The sequence below is a fragment of the Aliisedimentitalea scapharcae genome (assembly GCF_045277565.1).
Classification (GTDB): Bacteria; Pseudomonadota; Alphaproteobacteria; order Rhodobacterales; family Rhodobacteraceae; genus Aliisedimentitalea; species Aliisedimentitalea scapharcae.
This window is the reverse complement of the sequence record NZ_CP123585.1, coordinates 52,145-75,669: the sequence shown is the minus strand read 5'-3', so window position 1 is coordinate 75,669 and position 23,525 is coordinate 52,145. Positions and strand designations below refer to the sequence as shown.

The window sequence follows — 23,525 nt, the reverse complement described above, 5'->3', positions numbered from 1 at the left end:
TGGAGGAAGAGGTTCGCCCGTGAAACGTTTGCCACCTTTGACCAGCTTGCAGGCTTTTGAGGCCGTGTCGCGGCACCTGAGCATCAAGCTGGCTGCCGAAGAACTGCTGCTGACCCCCACTGCGATCAGTCACCGTTTGAAAACCCTGGAAACACAGCTGGACGTACAGCTGTTTCACCGATTGACCCGGTCGCTGAAACTGACCGCCGAAGGCGAGATGCTGACCCCGTTTGTCAGCAACGCCTTTCGACAGCTGAACCAGGGGGTGGCCCAGCTGAGTATGGATGAGATCGAAGGCGAGCTGGTGGTGACAACAACCCGCTCGTTTGCCTGGAGCTGGCTAAGTCCCCGTTTGCCGAAGTTCAGTCGGTTGTATCCTGAGCTGGATGTCAAGGTTATCGCATCTGATAGCGTTCTGGATTTCGCGCGCTTTTCGGTCGATATCTCGATCCGATATACGGATGCACCGGACCCCGACGCTCATGCGGCATGGGTGCTGGATGACTATGTCACTCCGATTTGTTCCCGCAAGATGCAAAGCAAGATCAAAACACCCGCGGATTTGTTGTGCCGCGACCTGGTGGAATATGAATGGCTGGGATTTGGTGACGGCGATCCCAGTTGGAAAACCTGGTTCGCCTCTGTCGGGGTTGATGCAAGCAACGTCAAACCGATCGCAAATTTTAGCGACGAAATCATGTGCATCGAAGCAGCTATGGACAACCGGGCCGCCGCATTGGTCAGTGTGATTGCAGCGTCCCGTGAAATCGAACGCGGGCGCATTGCGGCCCCGATTCCAAAGGCGCTGAAGGATCGTAGCTATTACCTGGTATGCCCGGCCGAACGGGCCCAATCCGCTAAGGTTAGAGCCTTTCAGGATTGGCTCCTCGGCGAAGCGGATGCGTTTCGTGACAGCCCATACGGGCTGCAATTCATGCCACAGAATTGATCAATGATTCGCGTTTCGAGATCTTGTGCAATCTCTGGATGAACAGCACCAAACACGTTCCGGCTCAGGAGGAAATACGGCGCTGTCAAAGGCTGAGAAAAACTTGGACATGGCTGAATTCTGCTCGATTGTTGGAAATGCGCCTGGCCCGAATACTTCCCTTCATCCACGTAAGGGAGGAGCCAAAAATGGCAAAAACGACTTTCACACGGCGTGCGCTGCTGAGGACCAGCGCATTGGCCGCAGGCGCATTGGCGATGCCATCCATCACCCGTGCCCAATCAGTTACCGAGATGACAATGCTGGCCTGGTATGGTCAGGCAGAACCGGATGCGGTCGCTGAATTCGAAGAATTGCACAATGTCAAAATCACGCCAAAATATTATGTGGGTGGCGAACAGATGCTTGCCCTGTTGGCGCAATCTCCGGCGGGCACCTACGACCTGATCCACGCCGATGCAGAATATGTGCAACAGCTGGTGCGGGCCAACTTTGTCGAAAAGCTGGATGCCGAGGACTTTCCTTTCGACGACTTTTTCCCCGAATTTCACCATTTCCCCGGTCACTGGCACAATAATGACCTTTATGCGGTGATCAGCCGCTTTGGCTTTTTGGGGATCTCGCACAACCTGGACGCGGTGTCTGTCAAAGAGGCGATGTCTTATGACATGCTGTGGGACGCCAAGAACAAAGACAAGGTTGGCCATTTCGACTGGCATCTGCCCAATCTGGGTGTGTTGAGCCTGCGCGACGGCAATGGCGAACCCTATGACATAGGCAGCGACGCCTGGGCAAAACTACAGGACACCACTTTGAGCCTGAAGCCGCAGGTGAGGGGGTTCTATGACTACGGCGGGGTTCTGTCTTCGCTGAAGTCAGGCGAAGTCACGGTTATGCCTGGTATCGGTGAATGGATCACCGGGGTGTTGCGCCGTGACGGTGCCAATGTGACCACCACCATTCCGGAACAGGGCGGCATTCAGTTCACTGAAAGCTTCTCGGTCGGGCGCGGGTCGCGCAAGGCAGAGTTGGCCCGCAAGTTTATCCAGCATGTTTCCAGCCCAGAGGGCCAATACAATCTGGCAAACCTGAACGTGTTCCCGGCGATTATTCCATCGAAATCCGGCTGGGACCGCATGATCGCGGAGAAACCGGATGATGCCCGCCACCTGGGCATGTTCCAGGGTGACGGAAACGCAATCGACCTGATCCGCAAGGGCCGTATCCACATTCGCCAGCTGCCGCTGCAACAGGATCTGGCCGACTGGAACGATTTCTGGTCCGCCTACAAGAGCGCCTGACCTCTCCTGAACTCCCACAGTCGCTCTGTGGCCCGCTGCCCGATCTGATCCGGGCGGCGGGCACTTAACCCGGCATCACAGACCACACGGATCTCCAATGACCTCTTTCGTTCACTCACATCGCCTGTCGCGCATGGCCTATCGGGCCTTATGGAGCTTACCTTTGCCGATCTGGTTGGTCGGGTTCTTTTTGGGGCCGATGATCCTGTTGGTCTGGCTCAGCTTCTGGGATGTCCGCAATTTCCTGATGACCCCGGATTTTCAACTGGCGAACTGGCAAAAAATCCTGTCCGCCAACTATTTCTGGGCCGCCTATATGCGGACCTTTATCATTGCGATGTCCGCGTCCGCATTGGCCACCCTGGTTGCGTTGCCCTGTGCGCTGGCCATCAGCTTCTTCCTGAGCCACCGGGCCCGGTTGATCATATTGGGGCTGTTCGTTGTGCCGTTTTTCACCAGCTATCTGGTGCGGATCTATTCCTGGCAGATCTACCTGACTGAAAACGGCATTGTCATGAAGACATTGGCGGCCATCGGGATCGAAACTGGAAGCCTGTTGAATACACCTCTGGCTCTGATGGTCGGGCTTGTGACGCTAACATTGCCATTGGTCATCGTGATCCAGTCGATTTCGATGTTGTCATTGGATCGCACGTTGATTGATGCGGCCTATAATCTGGGCTGTGGTCCACGGCGGGTGCTGTTTGCCACCGTGTTGCCTGCGACCCGCCCGGGGATCGTGCTGGGAGCCCTGTTCGCCTTTATTTTCAGCTTTGGGGATTTTGTGACCGCGACCTATCTGGGCGGCGGCAGATTCACCACCCTGTCCATCCTGATCGCCGACACCGTCAAATCCGGTCAACAATGGCCTCGTGCTGCTGTGGTGGCACTCATGATGATCGCCACATTGCTGGTTACTGCACTTGCATCGATCACCTATGCGTACCGGAGGGCCTGATCCATGCGCGTTTCCCAAACCACTCGCCGACTGACAATTGCATTTGTAGGTCTTGCGCTGATCTTTCTCTATGCGCCGATCCTGACGAATTTTGTGTTCTCGCTGAATTCGGACCGGTTCCCGACCATTCCCTTGGGGGATTTCACCCTGGACTGGTACCGATTGATCCTGGCCGATGCGCTGGTCATCGACGCGTTCAAAAACACGATCAAGGTCGCACTGATCGTGGCCCCGATTGCCACGGCCATGGGGTTCGCAGCTGCCTATGCCGACTATCGGTTCGACTTTATCGGCAAAAAGCTGGTTCTGATCTTTGCTCTGATGCCTCCGCTGATACCGTTGGTGGTGATCGGGTTGTCGATGCTGGCTTATCTGTCCCGCATTGGCCTGTCAGGCACGCTTCCGGCGGTGATTGTCAGCCATATCGTTCTGACATCCCCCTTTGCCATGGCTATCATCCGGTTGCGATTTTCTCAGATCGACGGTGATTTGGAATTTGCTGCGCAAAATCTGGGCGCTTCCAATTGGCGCGCATTTCGCGAAGTGATCATCCCAGCAACCAAAACATCCATTCTGGCCGCCTTTTTGCTGTGCATGGCTGTCAGCTTTGATGAATACGCAGTGACTTGGTTTGTTGGCGGGTTGGAAGAAACCAGCAGCGTACGCATCCTCAGCTTTTTGCAATCGGCCGTCAGTCCGCGGATCAACGCCATCGGTTCGATCACCTTTGTTACCTCCATCTCTCTGATCCTGGGCGCGCAGTTTCTGGTGCTGCGCCGCCTGACCAAGGAGGCGTCATGAACTTTCAAACCAACAGCGCATTTGCGCCCGAACTGCAGGAGCGCCCGATGAGCGACGCCCATATTTCCTTGCGAAGCATCCGTAAAACCTATGGCTCGGCTGTCGCGGTCGACGATCTGAACCTGGACATCGAAGAGGGTAAATTCATTGCCATCATGGGGCCGTCCGGATGCGGGAAGTCCACCATGTTGCGGATGTTGGCCGGGCTGGAGGACGTGACCAGCGGCGACATTCTGCGTGAAGGTGCGCGGATCAACGAGTTGCCGATCTGGGAACGCGAAATGCCGATGGTCTGGCAGTCGCTGGCGCTGTTTCCGTTCCTGTCAGTGCGCGAGAATGTAGAATTTGGCCTGCGCATGAATGGCATCAAGGCATCGGAACGCCAACGTCGTGCGCTGGAGTGGTTGGAAAAACTGGGTTTAGGCGACTTTGCCAATCGTTCGATCAATCAGCTGTCCGGAGGGCAGCGTCAGCGCGTTGCCTTGGCGCGGTGCCTGGTCACGGAACCGTCGGTCCTGTTGTTGGACGAACCTTTGTCAGCGCTGGATGCGCATCTGTCGGTCCAGATGCAAGGAGAGTTGAAGCGTCTGCAACGCGAATTGGGCATCACATTTGTCTATGTCACACACAGCCACTCCGAAGCATTTTCCATGGCCGACACCGTGGTGATCATGAATCAGGGGCGCATCGAACAGGCCGGCAGCCCCGAAGATATCTATTTGCGCCCGGCAACCCCGTTCGTGGCCGAATTTCTGGGAGGTTCGTCAATCTTTGAGTGCACTGCTCGCGCCCGAAAAACCGGTGACTTTGTGTTGGAGAGCATTGATGGCGCATTCAAATGTGACGCGTCCGAGTTCCCCGACCTCGAAGAAGGGCAACACACCAGTCTGATTGTGCGTGCTGATCAGATTTCAGTCACGGCCGAAGGTGGATGGGCGGAAAATGAAGTTCGCTGCAAGGTCATCGGCGAGGAATTTGTAGGGGCCTTGGTCAACCTGCGGCTGGAGACAGCCGCAGGTACTGCGGTCAACGTGCAGCTGCAACAGCGCGACATGCAGGCGCTGGACATCGAAGTGGGCGCAGGCGTCACCGCCAGCTGGCACCCCGAAGACGGCCATCTGATCAACAACACATAACAGGCAAAAGGAGCCAATCATGGCACAGAAAAAGATCCTTGTTTACGGAGACAGCAACACCTGGGGATGGATCGGGGTGCAGGAGGCATTCCCTTCGTCGCGTTATGGCGACGATGAACGCTGGGCGGGCATTATGGCCACCGAATTGGGCGATGAATATGACGTCGCTGTGGATGGGCTAACTGTGCGCGCCACCAATCTGGACGATGCGATGGATTGGAATGCCATCACGGCGGACATGTTCAACGGTGCCAAAATGCTGCCTGCCGCGATTGCCCGGGAAATGCCTGTTGACCTGGTAATCATTGCGTTGGGCACCAATGATCTCAAGGCTGACACCAACCGGTCAGCGGCAGAGGTCGCCGACGCCATCATTGATGTGGCGAAGGTCGCGCAGGGATGTGCGGGTGGGGTTGCGTATACCTATGACGCGCCCAAGGTGCTTGTCGTTTCTCCAGCGCCGCTCAATGACATGCCACACCCTGATTTCGCAGCCATGTTCGAAGGCGGAAAAGTCAAATCCGAGGCCGTGGGCGCGGCGCTGAAATCGGCTGCGGACAAGGCCGGAATTGCAAGTTTCGATGCAGGTGCCGTTGTCGGCAACGTGCGCGGAATCGACGGGTTGCACCTGAGCAAGACCCAACACGCAGATCTTGGCCGGGCGATTGCCCGGATCGTGCGCGATCTGTGAACCGAATTCACCACCACTTAACCCATCCATCATGTAAACGGAGGAGAACCTCATGATGAAACTTGTAACCGGCCTGAAGTCTGCAGCCCTTGCGACTGCTCTGGCCATTGGAACTATGAACGCTGCAATTGCCGCAGATCTGAGCAAAGCCGGATCCATCGAATATGTGACCTTCAAGGCCAAGGACGGTGTATCGGTCGATGCGATGTCCGAAGCGGCCGCTGGGGGCACCGTGAATGCCAACCTGCGCGCCAATTACGATGGATTTGTAGACCGTCATGTGGCTCTGCAGGCCGATGGCGTCTGGATTGAGGTTGTATATTGGGAAAGCGAAGAGGCAGGCCGCGCGGCGTTGGACAAGTTCGTCGCTGACCCGGTGAACAAGGATTTCCTGAATCTGGTGAATGTCGACTCCGTCACCATTGCCTATTCCGATATCCATTGATCTGACAGTCCGGGCCGTCCGTTCACAGGACGGCCCGGCGGTTTTCGACGTATCCATCTCTTTCATGTATATATTTCAACTTTGTTGGACCCGAATGTTCGTGTCATGAAAGGACAAGATGAAACGACGCTTGCCACCTCTGAATGCGATCCGCGCCTTTGAAGCCGCTGCCCGATTGGAAAGCATTTCCGAGGCGGCCGAAGAGTTGTCGGTGACACCCACTGCCATCAGCCATCAGATCCGTCATCTGGAAAACCTGCTGGACATCAAGCTGTTCGAAAGATCGGGGCGCAATATCGTGCTGACCGATCAAGGTGGGCGCATGTTGCCCGACATCACCCGAGGGATGGACAGTCTTGCTGCAGCGTTCGAGGAAACCTATGGCAATATCGACACCAACACGGTGAATATCTCGACCACCCGGGAATTCGCGCGCTATTGGCTGCAACCGCGGCTGGGGGCATTTTATGAAGCTTTTCCTGCGCTGACATTGAACATCTATGCATCCGAAACGGTGGCAGACATGTCCGGCAGCGAAATCGACGTGGCCGTAAGATATGGATTGAAACCGCCGGATGGATCCGATGAACTGGGGCTGTATCAGGAATATTATGTGGCGGCTGTGTGCCGCAGCCTGTTGCCTCCTGATCGTGCCCCCCGGATCGAGGCGTTAACTGCCAAACGGCTGATTGATGTCCGATGGGAGAACTCGGCCCTGATTGCGCCATCCTGGAAGATCTGGTTTGGTGAAGCAGGGCAGACCAATTTCGACAGTTTCCGCCGGATGAGTTTTGACGCTTACAATCTGGCGTTTGATGCCTTGAAACGTGGCCACGGGGCAGCGTTGTTGAGCCGGACGATTGTCAAATCATCCGAATTTGACGCGGATCTGGTCCAGCTCGAAGGGCCGCAGCTGCCTGGGTATTTCTATCGCGTCATCCGGTCGCCTGCGGCTATGCGCAAGCGTGCGGTGCGCCAGTTTGTCGATTGGTTGGTGGAAACTGTGACCGACTAGGATCGGTGCCTCTTGAGCTCACTCGAATTTGATCAGCACGGGCATGGTTACCAAAAGGTGCCTTATTCGAAGGTTCAGCGGGCTCGGTTAATCTAGGACGCGATATGTTGCGGGGGATTTCCCTTATGGTACGACGCCTGTTTCTGATTCTGACGATCCTTTTCCAGCCTGTAATCGGATGGGCAGATCAGCGCGTATTGGTGCTGGGTGATAGCAATACCTGGGGATCAAATGCATCCGGACCCCGACACGGCGACGTCGTGCGATGGGGCAGGGTGGTGGATGCGGCTCTCCCCACTGTGGTGGTGATCGAGGAGGGCCGCATCGGTCGCCGGAGCGATCTGAATTTCGAATACCCTGTGAACCCCAAAACCGACCCGCTTCCGGAGTTGGTTCGCCGACATCTACCATTGGATCTGGTGGTGGTCATGTTGGGGACCAATGATCTGCAATCGGGGCTGAACCGGACACCTCAACAGGTGGCGGCTTCTGCTGTATCTCTGGGTCAACTGATCCAGACAGCGCAAATCAATGTTCTGTTGGTGGTCCCGCCTCCCCTGCACCACCCAGAAGACGGGGCGCTGGGTCATTTGTTCAATACACGCTCGGCGGTTCTGTCCCGACAATTGGCACCGGCCTACAGGGCGGCTGCCCAACGGGCGAACCTGTCGGTTTTTGACGCCGGGCAGGTGTCGGTGGCGGATGGGCGGGACGGTGTGCACCTGACCGCAGGAACCCACCGTCGCCTGGGCGTTGCCATCGCTCATCGGGTCGAGACGTTGCTGGCCCAAGGGAAATAATCTGAACCTCAACCCCCAACCGCTTTTGCCGACAAACTGGAGAAACCATGAACAAACGAAGCTTTCTCGCGATCACATTGACCGCGTTGACCATGAACACGTCTGCGGTCTTTGCTGCGAATTCACCGGTCACATTTCATTTCTATGGGGCACAGGATTGCCCGCCCTGTATGGCTTTCAAGCGCGATCACCTGGCTGATGTGCAGGCTGAGGGGCGGGCGTTGGGGTTTGCTGTCGAAGACAACGTCATCGCCCGCACCCGCGACGTTCCCGATGTCGGTGTCTATGGTGAACGTGATCCAATCCTGCGGATCGCTGCGCAACAACTGGAGCTGACCTATCCGCCGATTTTCTTTGTGTCTCGTGATGGCCAGGTGATGTCTGTGCATGGGCCCCATTGGCAGGACGCGCTCAAAGCCGCTCAATCGCTTAGCCAGAAGTGAGCGGACATGAAAAGGCCGCCCCAAATAACATGGGGCGGCAAAACTCGTAAAACGCATTGAAAAGGTGTTATTCGCTGTGGAACAACGCGTCACCTTTGCCGTCCTGATAGATGAACAGTACACAGTCCTCGGTGCTGACACAGGCATCTCCGTGAAAGGCATTGCCAGGCTGAACCACGCGCGAACCAACCGGCAGGACCTTGGATTCCCCGGCAAAGCTGTGCTTCCACTCGCCCTGAATGGTGATGCCTTCATAGGCATAAGTGTGGGCGTGTTCGGGCACTTCAAAGCCGCCGGGCATCTTCAGGTACATGGCATAGGGACCGGTATCGCGGCTGCCCCACAGGATCGAAACTTCCATCGGGGTGCCTTCGATCGGGGCCCATTTGATATCGTCGAATTTGGTCATCAGACCGGTATCCGCCAATGCGGACGTTGCGCCGACAACGACGAGGGATGCCGCGACGAACAGGTTCTTGAGTGTCATAGTCTGAATTCCTTTTCAGATGTTGGAAAGGAAGCGAACGATCAGCGCCGCTGCCATTTCGATGGTGATGGCAGCAAACCTAACCAGTGGGAGAAATTGGAAAATATGCAGCGCTGCATCCTCTCGTTTCACGAACGCCTATGCCCCTGAGCAGCGAAGATTTATTGGTTATTCTTGCCCTGTGCCGGGAACAGACTCTGGACAGGGCAGCCGCCTGGTTGGGGCGGGATAGTTCTTCGGTGTTTCGAGCTATCAAACGCATTGAAACCCGGTTGGGAACCCCGTTGTTTTCGCGCTCCAAATCGGGGTTTGAACCCTTGGGTTTGACCCGTGAACTGGCCGAAAAAGGCCGAGAGATCAGCGAAACCCTGCGACATGCGGACAATATTGCGTCTCAGTTGGATTTGGCCCGATTTGAGAAGCTGAGAGTAACCACGACGGATGTGATATTGTCCTGTTACATTTTGCCAAACATTGACCAGTTTCGTGCAAAATATCCGGGTACACACATCGAATTCAACACATCCAATCAGTTTGCCAAGATGTGGGAACGAGGGTTTGACGTCGCTGTGCGTCCGTCGTCCAACCCGCCAGGTGATTTGATTGGCCACTTTTTACGCCCGTTGGATTACAAACTTGTCCATGGATCGAATTATCTGCCCAAGCTGAAATTGTCGGGCCGTGCGATCCAGGGTGGAGATTGGTTGCTTCCGGGAGGGACGCTGACAAACCACCCGGTGCGCAAATGGTTTTCGCAACAGGTTTCCAACCCAGATACCGTGACGCAATTCGACTCCATGAACCTTTTGGTACAGGCTGCAAAATCGGGTTTGGGACTGGCCGCGCTCCCTGGATTGGCCCGTATCACCGATGGGCTGGTTACCCTGTCAGACGTAGAGGTTCCCGAGGTGTCAGAACTGTGGTGTCTGTATCATTCATCAAACCGAGAGAACCCATTGGTTCAGGCCTTTGTCAGGTTTGCAAAACACTGTTTGGATGGTTGATCCGTGCCAGAGACTGGCGGTGCTTTGCAAATCTAAAACAAGAATATGCGATCGGCCAACTCCAACGGGTCGGTCAGAGTCAGCCCGACAAGAAGGAGACTCCCATTCCCGTCAAAGGTAATTTCCAAACCTCGTGACGTCAGTTCTGCATTTTGTGCGATGTCATTCACAGATTGATCACCTGCGAGCGCCGTGGTGAACCTCAGTCGGTCCAGATCTATTTCAAAATCTGCAATCACGTCATCGCCCATCAGGACGTCGAAATCAAAGGTATCTCTGCCTGAACCACCGGCGAGACTGTCATTTCCGGTCAGGCCGATCAGAACGTCATTGCCTTCCAGGCCATCCAGAGTGTCGTTGCCCCCGTCGCCAATCAGCGTATCATTGCCTCGCAGGCCTGAAAGATGATCGTGCCCCGAATAGCCGCGCAACCGATTGTCTGCATTGTTGCCGATGACACGATCTGCGTGGTCCGTGGCAAAGAGGTTTTCAATATTGATCAGCGTATCTGTACCGCTGTACCCATCATTGGAGACGGTACCCAAGAACAGGTTTGCAGTGATACCAGATGTTGTCAGAGCGGGGTCGCCAACCTCAGTGAAAAAGATATCGCCGCGATAATGCACGGCGTCGATTCCCGCACCGCCGTTGATCGTATCATCGCCAGCCAACCCCCAGAATGAATTGTCCCCGGCGCTGCCGACCAGGTAATCGTCGCTCGATGTGGCCCTGACATCGTCAATGTTCACCAGTGTATCGGTATCGCCGTATCGGTCGGTTGCATAGCCGTTTGACGTCACCGCAAAGCCATAGGCGTCTTCCAGCGCCGCCTTGCTGTGGCCCGATGTTGCTCCGCCATCATCAAGATATACCAAGACCCCCTTTGTTCCTTTTTCGTACTCATAAACGACCGTGTCATCGGTACCGCTTCCGCCATGAATTGTGTCGGCACCCTTGTTGCCGTGAAGCCATTCCAGATAATTGTGATTGGGATTTCCACCGATTATGACGTCTGGAAACTGGCTGCCCTCCACTTCGAGGAAATGTGGGCTTTTGGTAAAATCCAAACTCCCGCCTGCCCAGGTCGCGCCATAGGCGACACTCAGATCAGATCCCGTGGTTCCGCCGAGATTGACAGTCACTCCGTCATGCAACGCTTCAAAAACGAGATGGTGGTGAAATCGAGATCCCGCGCTGCCCTGGCCAGTGATCGTGATGTGACCTGTTGTTTCAATGGCGTTGTTGGCAAACCCAAAAACAAGAACGTCGCGGGTGTTTGTGTGACTGGTTCCCACATTAACAACGGTTCCGTCCAGATCGCCGCGCAAATGAATCCGGCTATGACCATCACCGGCATCGATATAATTTGCACCGCCGTAGGTATAAAACGTTTCCAGCTTGTCGGTCTCAGAACCGATCAAGATATCGTTCTGGTGTGTTCCATGCAGGGTCTCGATGCCTTCGAGATGCTCGCCTTGTGTGCCGTATGTATCGGTCGCAGTTTGGGCGGCAAACAGAACTCCATCGACGTCTTTATCAGAAGCGCTCAGGTTGACTGATACGCCATGCGGCCCCGTTTCTTGTTGGTAATTGACAACATCAATGCCGGGTCCGCCAATGAATGAATCCACCCCGGGGCTGCCTACCATAACGTTGTTTGGCGCGGGCAGGGTGATTGTTTCACCGTTGAGCAAAAGGTTGATCGCTTTTTGACTCTGGCCATCAACCAAGGCCCACAGGATTTGACCCGTCGGGCGATACGTCACAAAAGCTTCGGCAATCCCATCTTTACCCGCTCCGGGTGTTTCGACGAATTGGAGCTGGAACTGGTCTGCGGTAGCAGCGCCGCCAAAGTGTAATACGTCCCGGTCGGCGGCTGAATAATCCTGAATCCAGTCCGACCCGTGCCCCGCAGTTCCCAGATGGAAAAACCGATCCGCGCCCCAACCGCCATTCAACCGATCATGCCCAAACCCGCCATTGATGAAATCCGCGCCTGAGTTGCCAAAGATCACATCGCTGAGCGCCGAGCCGGTCAGCACATCATGCCCTTCGCCACCGATCAGCGTGTCCGACCCGAACCCGCCCAGCAGCGTGTCATTGCCAACACCGCCACGCAACAGGTCATTGCCATAGCCGCCATCAGCAAAATCATCGCCATATCCGGCCAGAATGCGGTCAGCCAGATCCGTCTCAGAAGAACCCTCTGACAAACTGCCATAGATAACATCATGCCCTTCGCCGCCGATCAGCGTATCCAGACCCAGCCCACCGATCAGCGTATCGGCCCCTGCATCCCCCGAGAGCCGGTCGTCATGGGTGCTGCCGATTAGGAGATCGTCGCCATCCAGCCCTTCTAAATGGCTGCCGGTGGTGGCAGTCGTGTCATCCAGAACATCGTCTTCGGCGGTGCCTAACAGAGAGAATTTGGCTGCGCTGATGACCCAATTCTGCGTGGTCAGCCGTGTGTCGGCCATTTGCGGGTCGGAATTGAAGAGACCTTCTGCCCTAAGCCAACTGCCGGTCGGAAGGCGAACCCCATAAGGATCAAGCATTGCCCAACCCGCCAACGGGGCATCAAAACTCATTGGATTTGGCAATCCGGGATACGCAGCAATCATTTTCTTCTCAGGGATAACTGAACCAATGTCCCAGATCGATGTCGTGTCGGGGAAAACATCAACTTCGAAAAAATGGTTCTTCTCGATATAAAAGTTCGAAAACAAATCCGTGCCATGCGCTGGCATCCTGTTCACCTCAATCACCTGCTGATACGTCGATTAAACATGTCAAAACGGGAAAGCGCACCCACCCGGCGGAACGTGCAAGATGCGTGATCAAACAACGGCCCGTTATATGACAGAGACGCCAGGCCCGGGTTGCTGATTAAGCCGCTGAGCGAGCTGGAGAACTCTCTGTGACTTGCGCTTGATAATACGGTTCTTTGCCAAAAGGGTCTGCAGGGCGAGCTTGCTTCCCAAGGTGTTGAACCCATATTCCATCTTTTCACTGACGATGGTGAAAATTCTGCGCTTGTCCGTCCCATAGACCAAGCCGACCAGCCTGAGAATTTCTTCCGACTTCCACTGGATGATGAGGTCCTTGGCAGAAAGGGCACCTATATCGAGCTTGCCCGCGATCAGATGAAAGTTTGCTCTGATTTTTGAGCGGATCTCTGGCGTGAGCAGGTCGTGTTCGCCGAGATTCAGGATCTCGTATATCAGTGCCTGGTAATCTTTGGGCAGGACGTCACCCTGCTCGCTTCCCTCAAAGCGCCGTCGGATCATGTTTGCTGCATAAAGAAGGTGGGACCCGGCGGCGTCCGGGTCGTTTTGCAGAAGGGCAAACCGCGCCTTGTCAATTCCATGGAGCGTGTCGCCAAAATTATTGAGGTAACCCGATATGCTGACTTTGACTCCATTGTCGACCTTGGGAATCTCGTCGAGAGAAAAAACCTTGGATGACTTGGGGCCTAGTTGGGTATTGACGAATAGGATCTCCTGGACCCCCGCCTCGGCAGCCATTTCCTGAGCTCTGATCAACTGTTCCGGGCTGTTGTTGCAGTCAAAGAGGATGTATTTCCAAATGGTTTTGATCTCGCGGCCTTCGTTTATGACGCCTTGGCAGAACGACTTCATGAAGGTGTAGGCCTTGTCAAAGTTTCCGCGGATCCGGTTTTCTTCAAAACTCTTCTGATCAATGCCATCAATCGCAAACATGACCTCATCTATCCCTGAATGAATTTGACTACGGTCGTATTTTCCATGGGCAACGGTACACATGGTTATGTTGGCCTGTGGAAAATAGGATTTGGCAAGCCCAGCCATCTTCCAGACATTCCGGTTCAGGAGCGGCTCTCCATGTCCTTGAAAGTCGATCGTTCGTATGGAAACACCATCGTTCTTGAAGTCCGAGAGGTATTTTTCAAAGATTTCCACTTCAAGATGCCAGGGCCGACCATGGTTCTTTTTTCGCGCGGCCAATGTCATGCAGCCAGGACATTCCAAAATGCAAGCGATCGAAGCTTCAACCTGGAAAATGTGAATCTCCTTTTTTTCCTCCCATTGCCGATTAAAACACGCCCCGCTGGCCAGCACCATGCAATCGCGGCAATAGTCGGGAAATGGCATCTCTCCCTTTTGGAGTTTGCCTCTAAGACCTGAAAAGACCGGGCCAAAAACGACGTCTTTGGAATAATTGACGGTCGGGTCATAGGCTTTGAGGGTCAGCTTGCTACCTGCATCACACCAACATGCCAAAGATCCATTCGCGCGCAGAAAAACACTGTGATTAGAATGACAATCCAAAATGGACCCTCTTTTGTAATAAGAAAAAAAATCGTTGGGTGAGAGGCCTCTCTCAGTCTCTGATGCTGCACATTATGGCCATTTTTGCGATTAGCCAAGGACCGTAAATGGGGTCAGGTCGCCCGGAAGTACAGCCCAAAGGCCCCAAGAGTGACGTTGCAGATCAGAATTCCACAGCAGTTTTGTCAGAGAAAGTGATCACACACCCAAAGGGCCGGGCCGAGTACCTGCGTAGTTTGCAAATCTCTGCGGTGCCGGCAGCGGTAAATCCATTGAGAATTAATGCCACAGTGTCGTTTGATGCCTTGCAGAGGTCGCACAGCTCAAGGCGGACCATCAGGATTTGCCCCGAAACTCGGCATTCCCTCCCGGTCTTTCGCCTTGCGGTGAACGGCCATTGGCCCGCTTTGATCCGTCAAGGCGGGCCCACTCTCCTGTTGGTAAATGATTGGTCACTCCAGCCCCTAAGCTGCATCAACCCGCGTCAGCCATTCGAACCGGGGTTCGCGTGGGTGGGCCAACATCTGCGACCCCGCACGTTTGAAGCGTGTTGCCCTTAGACGGGTTTCGACCGTTTCAAGAATACGACAGGCTGCATGATCATGTGTCGCGTCCAGGGCTTCGGACCATTTGTCAGTGCCGGGTGCAACAGTGTCAGCAAACAGCTTCATCAACGCGCGCACGGCAATATCCCATTGCAGATAGGTGGCTCCAATCTGTGCCTCGTCACCATCGTCGATACCCAAGCCATCTGTCGGCTTGGCGCGCCAGATCGTTTCCGGTACGCCGATCTCGCGTGCCATCCACGGCACTTCCCAGGATTTCATCAGGGATTGCACGGGCGCGAGATCACCCACGTCACCATTGATCGTCCAGAAACCAGCGGACAGTTCAGAGAAGTTGTCCGTGCTGGCAACCAGCCCTCTCAAGCTGTGTGCCTGATTGTACAGTGTGATCATCCGAAGTCGGGCGCGAATGTTGCCATGACGAATGCGAGCCGCGCGTGACTCTGCATTGGACAGGGACTGATCCACCGGCTGCAACGCCTGAACCATTGATCGGTATTGGTCAGTCAGATCAATTTGGGCGTGCTCGATACCCAGACTGCGACAGGCTTCGACGCCACGTTCGGTTTCGGCCGGGTTCTGCAGAATTGGCATTGTATAGCCGACCACACGCCACCCTGCCTCGCGAAACAGAGCCGCAGTCAGCGCACTGTCGACCCCGCCGGACATGCCGATGATCACCGTCGACAGCCCGCTCGCCTTGCCATAGTCGCGGACCTTGTCGATCAACACATTCAGATCCTGCCGGAGAACCAAAGGTTGGGCAAAAACGCCGCTTTCGATCTGACTCTGGAATGTCTGGGCGAACCAGTCAGACAAGGGTCCGGTTTGTTCCTGTCGGGACAGCATGAGGATTTCGGCTTCAAGAGCAGAATTTTGAAGGGGCGGTGCGTATGTCAAAGGCGTTATCCTGTTTGATAGCGGACGATCATCGCGTCTCGGCGTGTTCTGGTGCTTGGGTCTTCTATAGCCTGTTCGCGGCTGGTCTTGAAATGTGACAAAGGCCGGTCGGGGATGTTTTTGCTTGATACCGGCAGCCTGTCAAAGTTTCGAGTGGTGCCAGGCGTGATTTCTTCATTCGGATCTGGCCCCCCAGAACAGGCGAGGCGGGAAGAGGAGAGCATCAGGAACCTGACAATTCCACGGGATACGAATTTGGAAAACGCGGATTTTTGAGTGGGACAAGTCCCCGCCACGTCCAAAACTCAGGAGCAGTACTGACGCGTGGGGGACCCACATGTTGTCCTGTTTCCTGCCCCGTGGTCCGGGCTGAAAAAAGCCGCCCATCTCACCCGCGGGAGGAGGAAGGGGCAGGATGGGCGGCAGTACTCTGTGTTGACCGGTGGAACGCTATTGTTCCAGGTCACCAATAGATCTAGCCCTCATGCCGCAGTGCAGCAATGCAATTGCAGCATTTTTTCTGACTTAGATGGTTTTGGCCAAAAATTGAGCGCCCGAACCAGGTCACTGGTGACTTTATGATCACCAAGGCACGTACTTTGGCCCAGCTTCAGGTGCGAATTATCCCGGTCTTCGCAAAATGATTACCGCCAATACCTGGACGTGAACCAGGGCCAAAAACCCGAACCTAAGTATTCGGTCGACTGGCTAGCCAGATAAGAAGGCCGATATAGGCAAACACCACGAGGTTCAGCAGGGTGTCGATCAACGTGCCACTCATGTTCGCGGCTCCTTTTGTAGGGATCTCAGCAAACACAGCACCAGAATGGGAACGATGAACACGAATGCAATTGCGGACAGGGCAATGATTGAGCGCACCAACGACATGTCCCCGACAAGAACCATGGCAAAGCCGAGAGCACCAAGGATACCGCCCCATATGGTTCGAATTCTGGGCGAGGGGTTTTCGTTCCCGCCCGTACCGATCATGGCCAGCGTGAAGCCTGCGCTGACGACGCTGGTCACGACAAACAAGAAGGCTGCAATCACTGTTGCTGTCCGGGTCAGCCCATCCAGAGGAAAGCGCTCCAACAGAGCAAAGGTCGTCGCATCGAGATTTTCGCTGTTCACCGTCGACAGCGCCGCGTCCTGCTGTAGCGCATCAAAAAACCCCAAACCGCCAAATACGCCAAACCACAGAATTGAGAACAAGGTTGGAGCAACAATGACCCCCAGCAGGAATTCGCGGATCGTTCGTCCCTTGGAAATCCGGGCGATGAAAATGCCGACAAATGGGGACCAGGCCAACCACCAGATCATATAGTTCAGCGTCCATCCGTGAAACCAGTCGACAACAGATCCGTCAAAAAACGCGGCTGTCGAAAATCCGGCGGGCAAGGCACCAAATATGTATCGCCCAAACCCGGCCACTATACCGTTCATCAGAAAAGAAGTGGGTCCAAGGATGAGAAGATAGCCCATCAACCCAATCGCAATCAGCATCGCCGCATTTGACAATCTGGCCATGCCGTCCCCCAAATCCCGACGCAAGGGAATGACAAAGGCGACGCACATGGCGATGAACACCGGGATCGTGAGGCGACTGCTGTCTTCGATGCCGACAAGGCCTGCCAGACCGGTCTGAATCTGAAACACCCCCATCGCCAGCGAGCCGGCGAGCCCGACGGCAATGGCTATGATCGAAAACAGATCAAATACCCAGGCCACAACCAAGCTCCAGCGCGTTTCGCCAAAGGACTCCATCAATGGCGCGCTCAACAAAAGTGTACGGCCCCGGCGGAAGGCAAAATAGGCAACAATCAACCCGACCATCCCATAGATGGCCCACGCGTGAAAACCCCAGTTCAAATAGGTAACAAACAACGCATAACCGGCTGCTTGGGGATCTCGAAACCCCTGTCGTATTTGTTCAAAATGGGTGAGCGGTTCCGCGGCCCCGTAAAACAGCAGGCCAACGCCCATTCCAGCGGCAAAAAGCATTGCGATCCACGCCGGGGTTGAGAACTCGGGCCGTGCGTCGTCGGGACCGAGGCGGATTTGACCAAACCGCGAGAGGGCGAGAAACAAGGCCAGGACAAGCAAACCGCTGGTTTCCAGCATGATGAACCAGCCGCGGCTATCGAATTGCTTGGCGACAGCGGATGCAGCCAATTCGCCCATGCCAATCGGATCCAGAATTCCCCAAACGGCAATGGCGGCGCTGACGGACAATGCCACGATCAACAATGGGCTTGGGGATTGGTCATTCATATTTGCATATCTCCGGAAACGGTTTCGCGCGCAAAATCCTTGCGGTCTCGGAACAGTCGGTCATCAATTCGTGTGTTCAGCAGATCAGTAAACTCTATCCGGTATTGGTAGCCAAAAACTGCGTTGTGTTTAAGGGGCTTTTGCAAATGACATTGGCCGGGTCCAGAAAACGGCAGGTAAATCCACAGGGGCAGAATGTTACCCTATGGTAGCTGCGTGACCGCAAACGTTTGCGACGGATCCATGCGACCCGTCACAATTCGACCCACTGAAATATCGGCGCTGTTCACTTCAACAAAATCTTGTTTCCCGTCAAAGGACCGCAGCCGGGGCTCGGACAGAGGGATTGGCGTATTTTGGAGGCTGGTAACCTCGCGGCTGCTCAGATGAACCAATTGTTACCTGAAACCCCTTGAAGCACCGGTTGCCAGAGGCTTTAAGATTTGACTTTGGTAGAGAATCGTGACGCCAGTCATTCATGAGTGCAAATCGGGATCCGGACTATGCTGACAAGACGCCATTTCATCCAGTCCAGCGCTGCTTTGTTTGCAGCAACTGTTGCCAGTCCTGTTTTGGCCAGGACATCACCCACCGGTTCACAAAAAGCCGCTTGGGACGCTCAAATCACGCCCACTGGTTATGACGCGGCAACGTCGAACCCGTGGGGCGTGCACACCCGGTTTCTGCCTCAACGGGTGACTGCCAAAAACGGTTTGGTGCCAGGTGACATTCACGTGGATGCAGTCGCACGGTATCTGTATCACATCGAAGAAGGTGGAACCGCGATGCGCTATGGCGTCGCCATTGCACGGGGAAACCTGTACGAGCCGGGAACTTATGTCATCCGGCGCAAGGTTGAATGGCCGACGTGGACACCGACTGCATCGATGATCGAACGCAACCCGGAATATGCAAAATACAAGGACGGCATGGCACCGGGACCCAACAATGCGCTTGGATCACGGGCGCTCTATCTCTTCGAAGGTAATCGGGATACATATCTGAGGATCCACGGCACGCCTCACCCGCAAAGCATTGGTGGTCGGGCCAGTTCCGGCTGCGTCCGGATGATCATGGCGCACATCAATGATCTTTATCCGAACATCAAAATTGGTGCTACGGCGCATCTGTATTCAGCGGCGGACAGCGTTACAGCGCGTACATGACGGAAAACTCGCTTCTGCACAGCCTGTCTTCAGCCCTGCCAAAGTCAGGGTCGCAATCAGGATTGGGCGGCGAGACAGATTGGCCCGCCATTCGTCGCCCGCAACGGTAGCAAGGTTACCTCGACCGGTCCGCTGTGTTCATACCAATAACAGTTATCTTGTGGCAAAAGATGTGCGGTTGCCAGATCCTGTCCCGGCGCAGCCAATTCCACAACGGAATCCGGAAGGTTTCCGGTTTTGGGTGCTGCGCCGCCTGTGCCCGACAATTGCTCGGAACATCCGGCCATGAGTGACAGGGCCGCGACAAGGGTCACAAGTTTTTTCTGCATCTGGCCTATTCCGACTTATACTTTGATTCGATGTATCAAAGGTTGCATCAGCGTGGGTTGCCCGCAAGACGCAATGTCAGCGCGCTACGACAAAGTCAGTCGCCGGTCCGTCCGATGGCTGGTCAGGCGACCACACTAATTAGAGCTTTGAGCTGTGTGCCAACATGAGCCAGAACCGCCCGTGAGAAACTGCGTGATGGGTCGCAGGCTGGATCAAAGGGATGCCTGTTTTTCCTCGCCGGCCTCCAACGCCCGCCAGATGCCTTCGATGCTCGTTCCCAAAGGGCGAGGTGGTCGAAATGCACAAATGTCCAGATCCAACCCCCATTCAGGGGGGCCGATCGGCGACATCAAATGTGGATCAGCATCCCCCACTGCGCTCTGGGGAAGCCACCCAATTCCGTATCCGGCCGAAATCACTTCCTTCAGAACATCTGACATTTCGCATTGCACGACGACCTTGTGCGGAAGCGGGGTCTTGTTGCGCGCAACGACATGTTCGAACAACCGGGCGAAATAGGCCCTGTGTGAATAAGAAATCATTGGAAATGGGTTTCGGGGTGTGCCGGGAAAGTCCAGCTTGTTACGCTTGACCGGATCAACGGTCGCATAGGGTTGGAACCGGTCCTTGCGCAGAACGAGACGTTCGTGTTGATCCAACGTGTCGTGCATCGGAATGGCAGGGCAATCGTGCGCGAACAGGATATCCGCATCCCCTGCCAGATAGCGCGCAACCACATCCAATGTGGTGCCGACGATTACCGAAAACGAACTGTTGTGCTTGCGTTCGATCACATTGAGCAGTGCCTTGAATTCAGATCGCGCAAGGACGTTGGGCATCGCGATACGCACTTGGGACATGACTTCGAACTGGCTGGTTCGGATCGACGCCCGCGCTTCGAACAATCTATCAACCGCAATGCGGGCACTGTCGACAAATTGTTCGCCCGCATCGGTCAGGCGCACCGGAACCGCACCTTTGACGACCAGAGGCGTCCCCAACCATTGTTCCAACGATTGGATTCGGCGCGAAAAAGCTGCCTGAGACACGTGCCGGAATTCGGCGGCCCGGGTGAAATTTCTGAGTTCCACAAGAGCCAGAAAATCCTCAAGCCACCGAACGTCCATTGATATCGTGTCCTTACAAACCGATCGCCCGATAGTAATCTGCGATGCGGGCGATGGTAACCACGTAAGCCGCTGTTCGTAAAGTGACATCCGGCAAGGTTGTCTTGCGTTCCATGATATCGTCGAACGCTTGAACCATGATCTCTTCCAGACCCGAACGCACCACATCAATTTCCCGGGCATCGCGCGATATCTGGGTGCGTTGCGGCTCTTGTAGCGGGCGGCCCGCGATCTCTTCCAGCGCCGATACAACGGCCGTGCCTGCGCGAATGTTCTGGCGACGATCCATCAATCCAAAGGGCAAATGGGTAATGTTCTTGACCCATTCAAAGTAGCTGACCACAACCCCGCCGGCGTTGACGTAAAGATCCGGCAAAACAACGATGCCGCGCCGGTTCAGGCACTCTTCGGCGTCTGCCGTGATCGGGCCATTCGCAGCTTCGACGATCAGCGCATAATTCACATCCTCGCAATTCTCCAGGGTGATGGCGTTCTCCTTGGCGGCTGGGATCAGGATATCGGCGGCCATATGGGTCAACCCGGCCTCGCTGGGCACGGTTTGCGCACCGGGGAAATCCGACACCGAACCGGTTTCAGCGCGATAGGCGGCAACCGCTTCGACATCCAGACCTTCGGGATCAAAGATCGCCTTGTCATGTTCGACAATCCCGACGATCCGACAGCCATCCTGTTCCAGGAATTTGGCCGCGTGATATCCCACGTTCCCAAAACCCTGCACAACAACCGTCAGCCCCTCGGCGGTTTTCTGGCCCGATATTGGGGCGGTGTCGGGGTGGGCCAGATAGGCGCGCAGGGCAAATTGCAGCCCCCGTCCCGTAGCTTCGACCCGGCCGGCGATCCCACCTCGGGCCACAGGTTTGCCCGTAACACAGGCGTTCTGGTTCATGGCGTCAGACGATCCGATGCGACGGTATTCATCTGCCATCCACGCCATTTCCCGTTCGCCTGTTCCCATATCCGGGGCAGGGACATTGCGACCCGGATGGATCAGATCGCGCCGGGCCAGCTCCTGGGTAAAGCGGCGGGTGATTTTTTCCAGCTCATCTTCGGTCCATGCGTTGGGATCAATTGCCAGCGCGCCTTTGGATCCGCCAAAGGGGACGTTCACCAGCGCACATTTCAGGCTCATAAGCGAGGCCAATGCTTCGACCTCGTCCTGGTCGGAGTCAGGTGCATAACGGATCCCGCCCTTGACCGGTTCGATATGCTCACTGTGGACCGACCGCCAGCCCTGAAAACTGTGAATACGCCCGCGCAGCTTGACGCCGAAACGTACCGAATACGTCGAATTACATTGCGCGATCCGTTCTGCCAGACCTTCTGGCAATTCGAGATGTTCGGAAGCGGTTTCGATGAAGTGCTGAACGCTGGTCAGAAAGTCTTGTTGGCTCATGGTCTTGTCCGATGTTTCCCCTGCCTCCTATCGCGAGGCCATGTCGCGACGGAAACGGCAAACCGGGCCGGAAGTCCAATGCAGTTATTGCATGGGCCATGCACAGCGCATGGCAAACATCCCAGAACTGGCAATCTCCGTCGGGTTGCAGCCGTATTGGCTGGGGACCACAGAGGTCGGATATGGCTACATCTGTATCAACGTCACCATTTTGTACAAACGGACAGCCGGCAATCAGCCAACGATCAGACTGCGGGGCGTGGGCGTCGCAATATTGATCCATGATTTGATCTCTGGGCGGTCGGCTCTGGTTAGGGTTTTGATCTGACCCTTACCAATCCCAGGGGTCAATCAGCGGGGCGATGTGTTCAGGTGTTGCGGCGGGAAATGGTCTGCAAGACCAGACGCCAGCCGGTTTCGCCATGCTCAAGAACAGCAGCGGATGTAGCTGGGGCCTTGTGCGGGAAATCGGAACCAGGACCAGGCAGCGGGAAGGTCGTGCAAGGGTTGGTCTGATGTTGGATACCACCGCTGGAATTCGAATAGTAATATTCAACGAAACCCAATGTACTCTGAACCGGGTCGCGCTTACGCGCTCCGAATGCATGTTTCACGTCGGGTCGGTGTGCAATTTGGCCATTTTGTGGGCTGCGGTTTTGAGCGGGCTGAGGAAGGCCTTGATGTCATCCAGGGTGCGGCGCTGGACGGGGGCGTGGGCCGACAGGGTGGCCAGCAATCGGTTCTGACCGTCCAGGATCGGCACCGCGATTGCCGCCATGCCGTTCATGAATTCTTCATCGTCGGTAGAATAACCTTGGGCGCGGGTCCGTGCGAGTTCGTCGATCAGCGCGTCGGGGTCGGTGATGGTGCGACCGGTCTGACGTTCCAGTGGCCGGGCCGACAGCACGCCGCGCAGCGTGGCCGGGCGCAGGGTGGACAGGTACATCTTGCCGCTGGCGGTACAATGAAACGGCACCTGGGTGCCGATGGGCAATTGGATGCGCAGGGGCCATTTGGTTTCGACCCGGTCCAGATAGGTCATGCCTTCGCGGTCGGGCGTGGCCAGATTGCAGGTTTCGCCGATTTCTTCGGCGACGGCCTTGAGAATGGCGAGCCGTGCGGTGCGCAGATGTTCGGAGGACATCGTATGTACCGCGAGCGCCCGCAGCCGTGGCCCCGGCCCATAGGACCGCCCGTCCAGGTCGCGTTGCAGGAACCCTTCGGCCTCGGCGGTTTGCAGCAGCCGGTGGATGGTCGGCTTGGGCAATCCCATGGTGCCGATCAGCTGACCGGGTTTGACGGCGGTGCCCAGGCGGGCGACCTCTTCGAGGAGCAGAAGAAGACGCAGATTGGTGGGAATCTGCGCCTCTTTTTCCGGGCTCGCATTGTCCAGGGTCGGGTCGGGCATCGCATC

Annotated in this window: 21 protein-coding genes; 12 read left to right on the top strand and 9 right to left on the bottom strand. The window is 55.6% G+C overall.

The window, feature by feature from the left end:
- Positions 1-19: 19 nt before the first annotated feature.
- From QEZ52_RS21020 to QEZ52_RS20975, 10 genes are all read left to right on the top strand, one after another.
- Entirely contained in the window at positions 20-949 is a 930-nt protein-coding gene (locus tag QEZ52_RS21020; RefSeq protein WP_343211971.1) for a LysR substrate-binding domain-containing protein, read from the top strand.
- Between the two features lie 188 nt (positions 950-1,137).
- On the top strand, positions 1,138-2,250 hold the full coding sequence (locus QEZ52_RS21015; RefSeq protein ID WP_343211970.1) for an extracellular solute-binding protein: 1,113 nt from the start codon (positions 1,138-1,140) through the stop codon (positions 2,248-2,250).
- Between the two features lie 97 nt (positions 2,251-2,347).
- Positions 2,348-3,208 (top strand): ABC transporter permease, encoded by an 861-nt coding sequence (locus tag QEZ52_RS21010; RefSeq protein ID WP_343211969.1) that lies wholly within the window; start codon positions 2,348-2,350, stop codon positions 3,206-3,208.
- 3 nt (positions 3,209-3,211) lie between these two features.
- Entirely contained in the window at positions 3,212-4,009 is a 798-nt protein-coding gene (locus QEZ52_RS21005) for an ABC transporter permease (protein WP_343211968.1), read from the top strand.
- Positions 4,010-4,056: 47 nt separating this feature from the next.
- Positions 4,057-5,145, top strand: a complete 1,089-nt coding sequence (locus tag QEZ52_RS21000; RefSeq protein ID WP_343212024.1) for an ABC transporter ATP-binding protein — start codon at positions 4,057-4,059, stop codon at positions 5,143-5,145.
- A gap of 19 nt (positions 5,146-5,164) precedes the next feature.
- Entirely contained in the window at positions 5,165-5,836 is a 672-nt protein-coding gene (locus QEZ52_RS20995) for a GDSL-type esterase/lipase family protein (protein WP_343211967.1), read from the top strand.
- A gap of 52 nt (positions 5,837-5,888) precedes the next feature.
- Positions 5,889-6,281, top strand: a complete 393-nt coding sequence (locus QEZ52_RS20990) for a hypothetical protein (protein ID WP_343211966.1) — start codon at positions 5,889-5,891, stop codon at positions 6,279-6,281.
- A 118-nt stretch (positions 6,282-6,399) separates the two neighbouring features.
- Positions 6,400-7,296 carry a LysR substrate-binding domain-containing protein gene (locus tag QEZ52_RS20985; protein ID WP_343211965.1) on the top strand — a complete coding sequence of 299 codons (897 nt, stop codon included), beginning with the start codon at positions 6,400-6,402 and terminating at the stop codon, positions 7,294-7,296.
- 125 nt (positions 7,297-7,421) lie between these two features.
- Positions 7,422-8,096, top strand: coding sequence for a GDSL-type esterase/lipase family protein (locus QEZ52_RS20980; RefSeq protein ID WP_343211964.1), 675 nt, complete (start codon positions 7,422-7,424; stop codon positions 8,094-8,096).
- 47 nt (positions 8,097-8,143) lie between these two features.
- Positions 8,144-8,539, top strand: a complete 396-nt coding sequence (locus QEZ52_RS20975; RefSeq protein WP_343211963.1) for a hypothetical protein — start codon at positions 8,144-8,146, stop codon at positions 8,537-8,539.
- A gap of 67 nt (positions 8,540-8,606) precedes the next feature.
- Here the strand turns inward: QEZ52_RS20975 and QEZ52_RS20970 are convergent, their stop codons facing one another.
- Complete coding sequence (locus tag QEZ52_RS20970) at positions 8,607-9,026, bottom strand: cupin domain-containing protein (protein ID WP_343211962.1); 420 nt, start codon at positions 9,024-9,026, stop codon at positions 8,607-8,609.
- Positions 9,027-9,166: 140 nt separating this feature from the next.
- On the opposite strand from QEZ52_RS20970, the gene QEZ52_RS20965 reads away from it, so the two are divergent.
- Positions 9,167-10,030, top strand: coding sequence for a LysR family transcriptional regulator (locus QEZ52_RS20965; protein ID WP_343211961.1), 864 nt, complete (start codon positions 9,167-9,169; stop codon positions 10,028-10,030).
- 32 nt (positions 10,031-10,062) lie between these two features.
- Here QEZ52_RS20965 and QEZ52_RS20960 read toward each other — a convergent pair whose 3' ends face one another.
- The 4 genes from QEZ52_RS20960 to QEZ52_RS20945 all read right to left on the bottom strand — a co-directional run bounded on the left by QEZ52_RS20960 (position 10,063) and on the right by QEZ52_RS20945 (position 18,074).
- Complete coding sequence (locus tag QEZ52_RS20960; protein WP_343211960.1) at positions 10,063-12,777, bottom strand: calcium-binding protein; 2,715 nt, start codon at positions 12,775-12,777, stop codon at positions 10,063-10,065.
- A gap of 105 nt (positions 12,778-12,882) precedes the next feature.
- Complete coding sequence (locus QEZ52_RS20955) at positions 12,883-14,337, bottom strand: 4Fe-4S cluster-binding domain-containing protein (protein ID WP_406651272.1); 1,455 nt, start codon at positions 14,335-14,337, stop codon at positions 12,883-12,885.
- 464 nt (positions 14,338-14,801) lie between these two features.
- Complete coding sequence (gene nadE / locus QEZ52_RS20950; protein ID WP_406651270.1) at positions 14,802-15,722, bottom strand: NAD(+) synthase; 921 nt, start codon at positions 15,720-15,722, stop codon at positions 14,802-14,804.
- Between the two features lie 858 nt (positions 15,723-16,580).
- Positions 16,581-18,074 (bottom strand): BCCT family transporter, encoded by a 1,494-nt coding sequence (locus QEZ52_RS20945; protein ID WP_343211957.1) that lies wholly within the window; start codon positions 18,072-18,074, stop codon positions 16,581-16,583.
- Between the two features lie 503 nt (positions 18,075-18,577).
- Between QEZ52_RS20945 and QEZ52_RS20940 the strand changes: the two genes are divergently transcribed.
- Positions 18,578-19,240 (top strand): L,D-transpeptidase, encoded by a 663-nt coding sequence (locus QEZ52_RS20940; protein ID WP_343211956.1) that lies wholly within the window; start codon positions 18,578-18,580, stop codon positions 19,238-19,240.
- 56 nt (positions 19,241-19,296) lie between these two features.
- Here the strand turns inward: QEZ52_RS20940 and QEZ52_RS20935 are convergent, their stop codons facing one another.
- From QEZ52_RS20935 to QEZ52_RS20920, 4 genes are all read right to left on the bottom strand, one after another.
- A complete protein-coding gene (locus tag QEZ52_RS20935; RefSeq protein ID WP_343211955.1) occupies positions 19,297-19,569 on the bottom strand; it encodes a hypothetical protein in 273 nt (90 codons plus the stop codon).
- A gap of 213 nt (positions 19,570-19,782) precedes the next feature.
- The gene (locus QEZ52_RS20930; RefSeq protein WP_343211954.1) at positions 19,783-20,697 is read right to left on the bottom strand and encodes a LysR family transcriptional regulator; all 915 of its coding nucleotides are present in this window, start codon (positions 20,695-20,697) and stop codon (positions 19,783-19,785) included.
- Between the two features lie 13 nt (positions 20,698-20,710).
- Positions 20,711-22,111, bottom strand: a complete 1,401-nt coding sequence (locus QEZ52_RS20925; RefSeq protein WP_343211953.1) for a Glu/Leu/Phe/Val dehydrogenase — start codon at positions 22,109-22,111, stop codon at positions 20,711-20,713.
- Between the two features lie 610 nt (positions 22,112-22,721).
- On the bottom strand, positions 22,722-23,519 hold the full coding sequence (locus QEZ52_RS20920; RefSeq protein ID WP_343211951.1) for an IclR family transcriptional regulator: 798 nt from the start codon (positions 23,517-23,519) through the stop codon (positions 22,722-22,724).
- Positions 23,520-23,525: the final 6 nt, after the last annotated feature.

What these genes read in the sequence shown, in the direction of transcription:
- QEZ52_RS21015 (WP_343211970.1), top strand. Translation starts at nt 1,138, where the DNA reads ATGGCAAAAACGACTTTCACACGGCGTGCGCTGCTGAGGACCAGCGCA.
- QEZ52_RS21010 (WP_343211969.1), top strand. Translation starts at nt 2,348, where the DNA reads ATGACCTCTTTCGTTCACTCACATCGCCTGTCGCGCATGGCCTATCGG.
- QEZ52_RS21005 (WP_343211968.1), top strand. Translation starts at nt 3,212, where the DNA reads ATGCGCGTTTCCCAAACCACTCGCCGACTGACAATTGCATTTGTAGGT.
- QEZ52_RS21000 (WP_343212024.1), top strand. Translation starts at nt 4,057, where the DNA reads ATGAGCGACGCCCATATTTCCTTGCGAAGCATCCGTAAAACCTATGGC.
- QEZ52_RS20995 (WP_343211967.1), top strand. Translation starts at nt 5,165, where the DNA reads ATGGCACAGAAAAAGATCCTTGTTTACGGAGACAGCAACACCTGGGGA.
- QEZ52_RS20990 (WP_343211966.1), top strand. Translation starts at nt 5,889, where the DNA reads ATGATGAAACTTGTAACCGGCCTGAAGTCTGCAGCCCTTGCGACTGCT.
- QEZ52_RS20985 (WP_343211965.1), top strand. Translation starts at nt 6,400, where the DNA reads ATGAAACGACGCTTGCCACCTCTGAATGCGATCCGCGCCTTTGAAGCC.
- QEZ52_RS20980 (WP_343211964.1), top strand. Translation starts at nt 7,422, where the DNA reads ATGGTACGACGCCTGTTTCTGATTCTGACGATCCTTTTCCAGCCTGTA.
- QEZ52_RS20975 (WP_343211963.1), top strand. Translation starts at nt 8,144, where the DNA reads ATGAACAAACGAAGCTTTCTCGCGATCACATTGACCGCGTTGACCATG.
- QEZ52_RS20970 (WP_343211962.1), bottom strand. Translation starts at nt 9,026, where the DNA reads ATGACACTCAAGAACCTGTTCGTCGCGGCATCCCTCGTCGTTGTCGGC.
- QEZ52_RS20965 (WP_343211961.1), top strand. Translation starts at nt 9,167, where the DNA reads ATGCCCCTGAGCAGCGAAGATTTATTGGTTATTCTTGCCCTGTGCCGG.
- QEZ52_RS20960 (WP_343211960.1), bottom strand. Translation starts at nt 12,777, where the DNA reads ATGCCAGCGCATGGCACGGATTTGTTTTCGAACTTTTATATCGAGAAG.
- QEZ52_RS20945 (WP_343211957.1), bottom strand. Translation starts at nt 18,074, where the DNA reads ATGAATGACCAATCCCCAAGCCCATTGTTGATCGTGGCATTGTCCGTC.
- QEZ52_RS20940 (WP_343211956.1), top strand. Translation starts at nt 18,578, where the DNA reads ATGCTGACAAGACGCCATTTCATCCAGTCCAGCGCTGCTTTGTTTGCA.
- QEZ52_RS20935 (WP_343211955.1), bottom strand. Translation starts at nt 19,569, where the DNA reads ATGCAGAAAAAACTTGTGACCCTTGTCGCGGCCCTGTCACTCATGGCC.
- QEZ52_RS20930 (WP_343211954.1), bottom strand. Translation starts at nt 20,697, where the DNA reads ATGGACGTTCGGTGGCTTGAGGATTTTCTGGCTCTTGTGGAACTCAGA.
- QEZ52_RS20925 (WP_343211953.1), bottom strand. Translation starts at nt 22,111, where the DNA reads ATGAGCCAACAAGACTTTCTGACCAGCGTTCAGCACTTCATCGAAACC.
- QEZ52_RS20920 (WP_343211951.1), bottom strand. Translation starts at nt 23,519, where the DNA reads ATGCCCGACCCGACCCTGGACAATGCGAGCCCGGAAAAAGAGGCGCAG.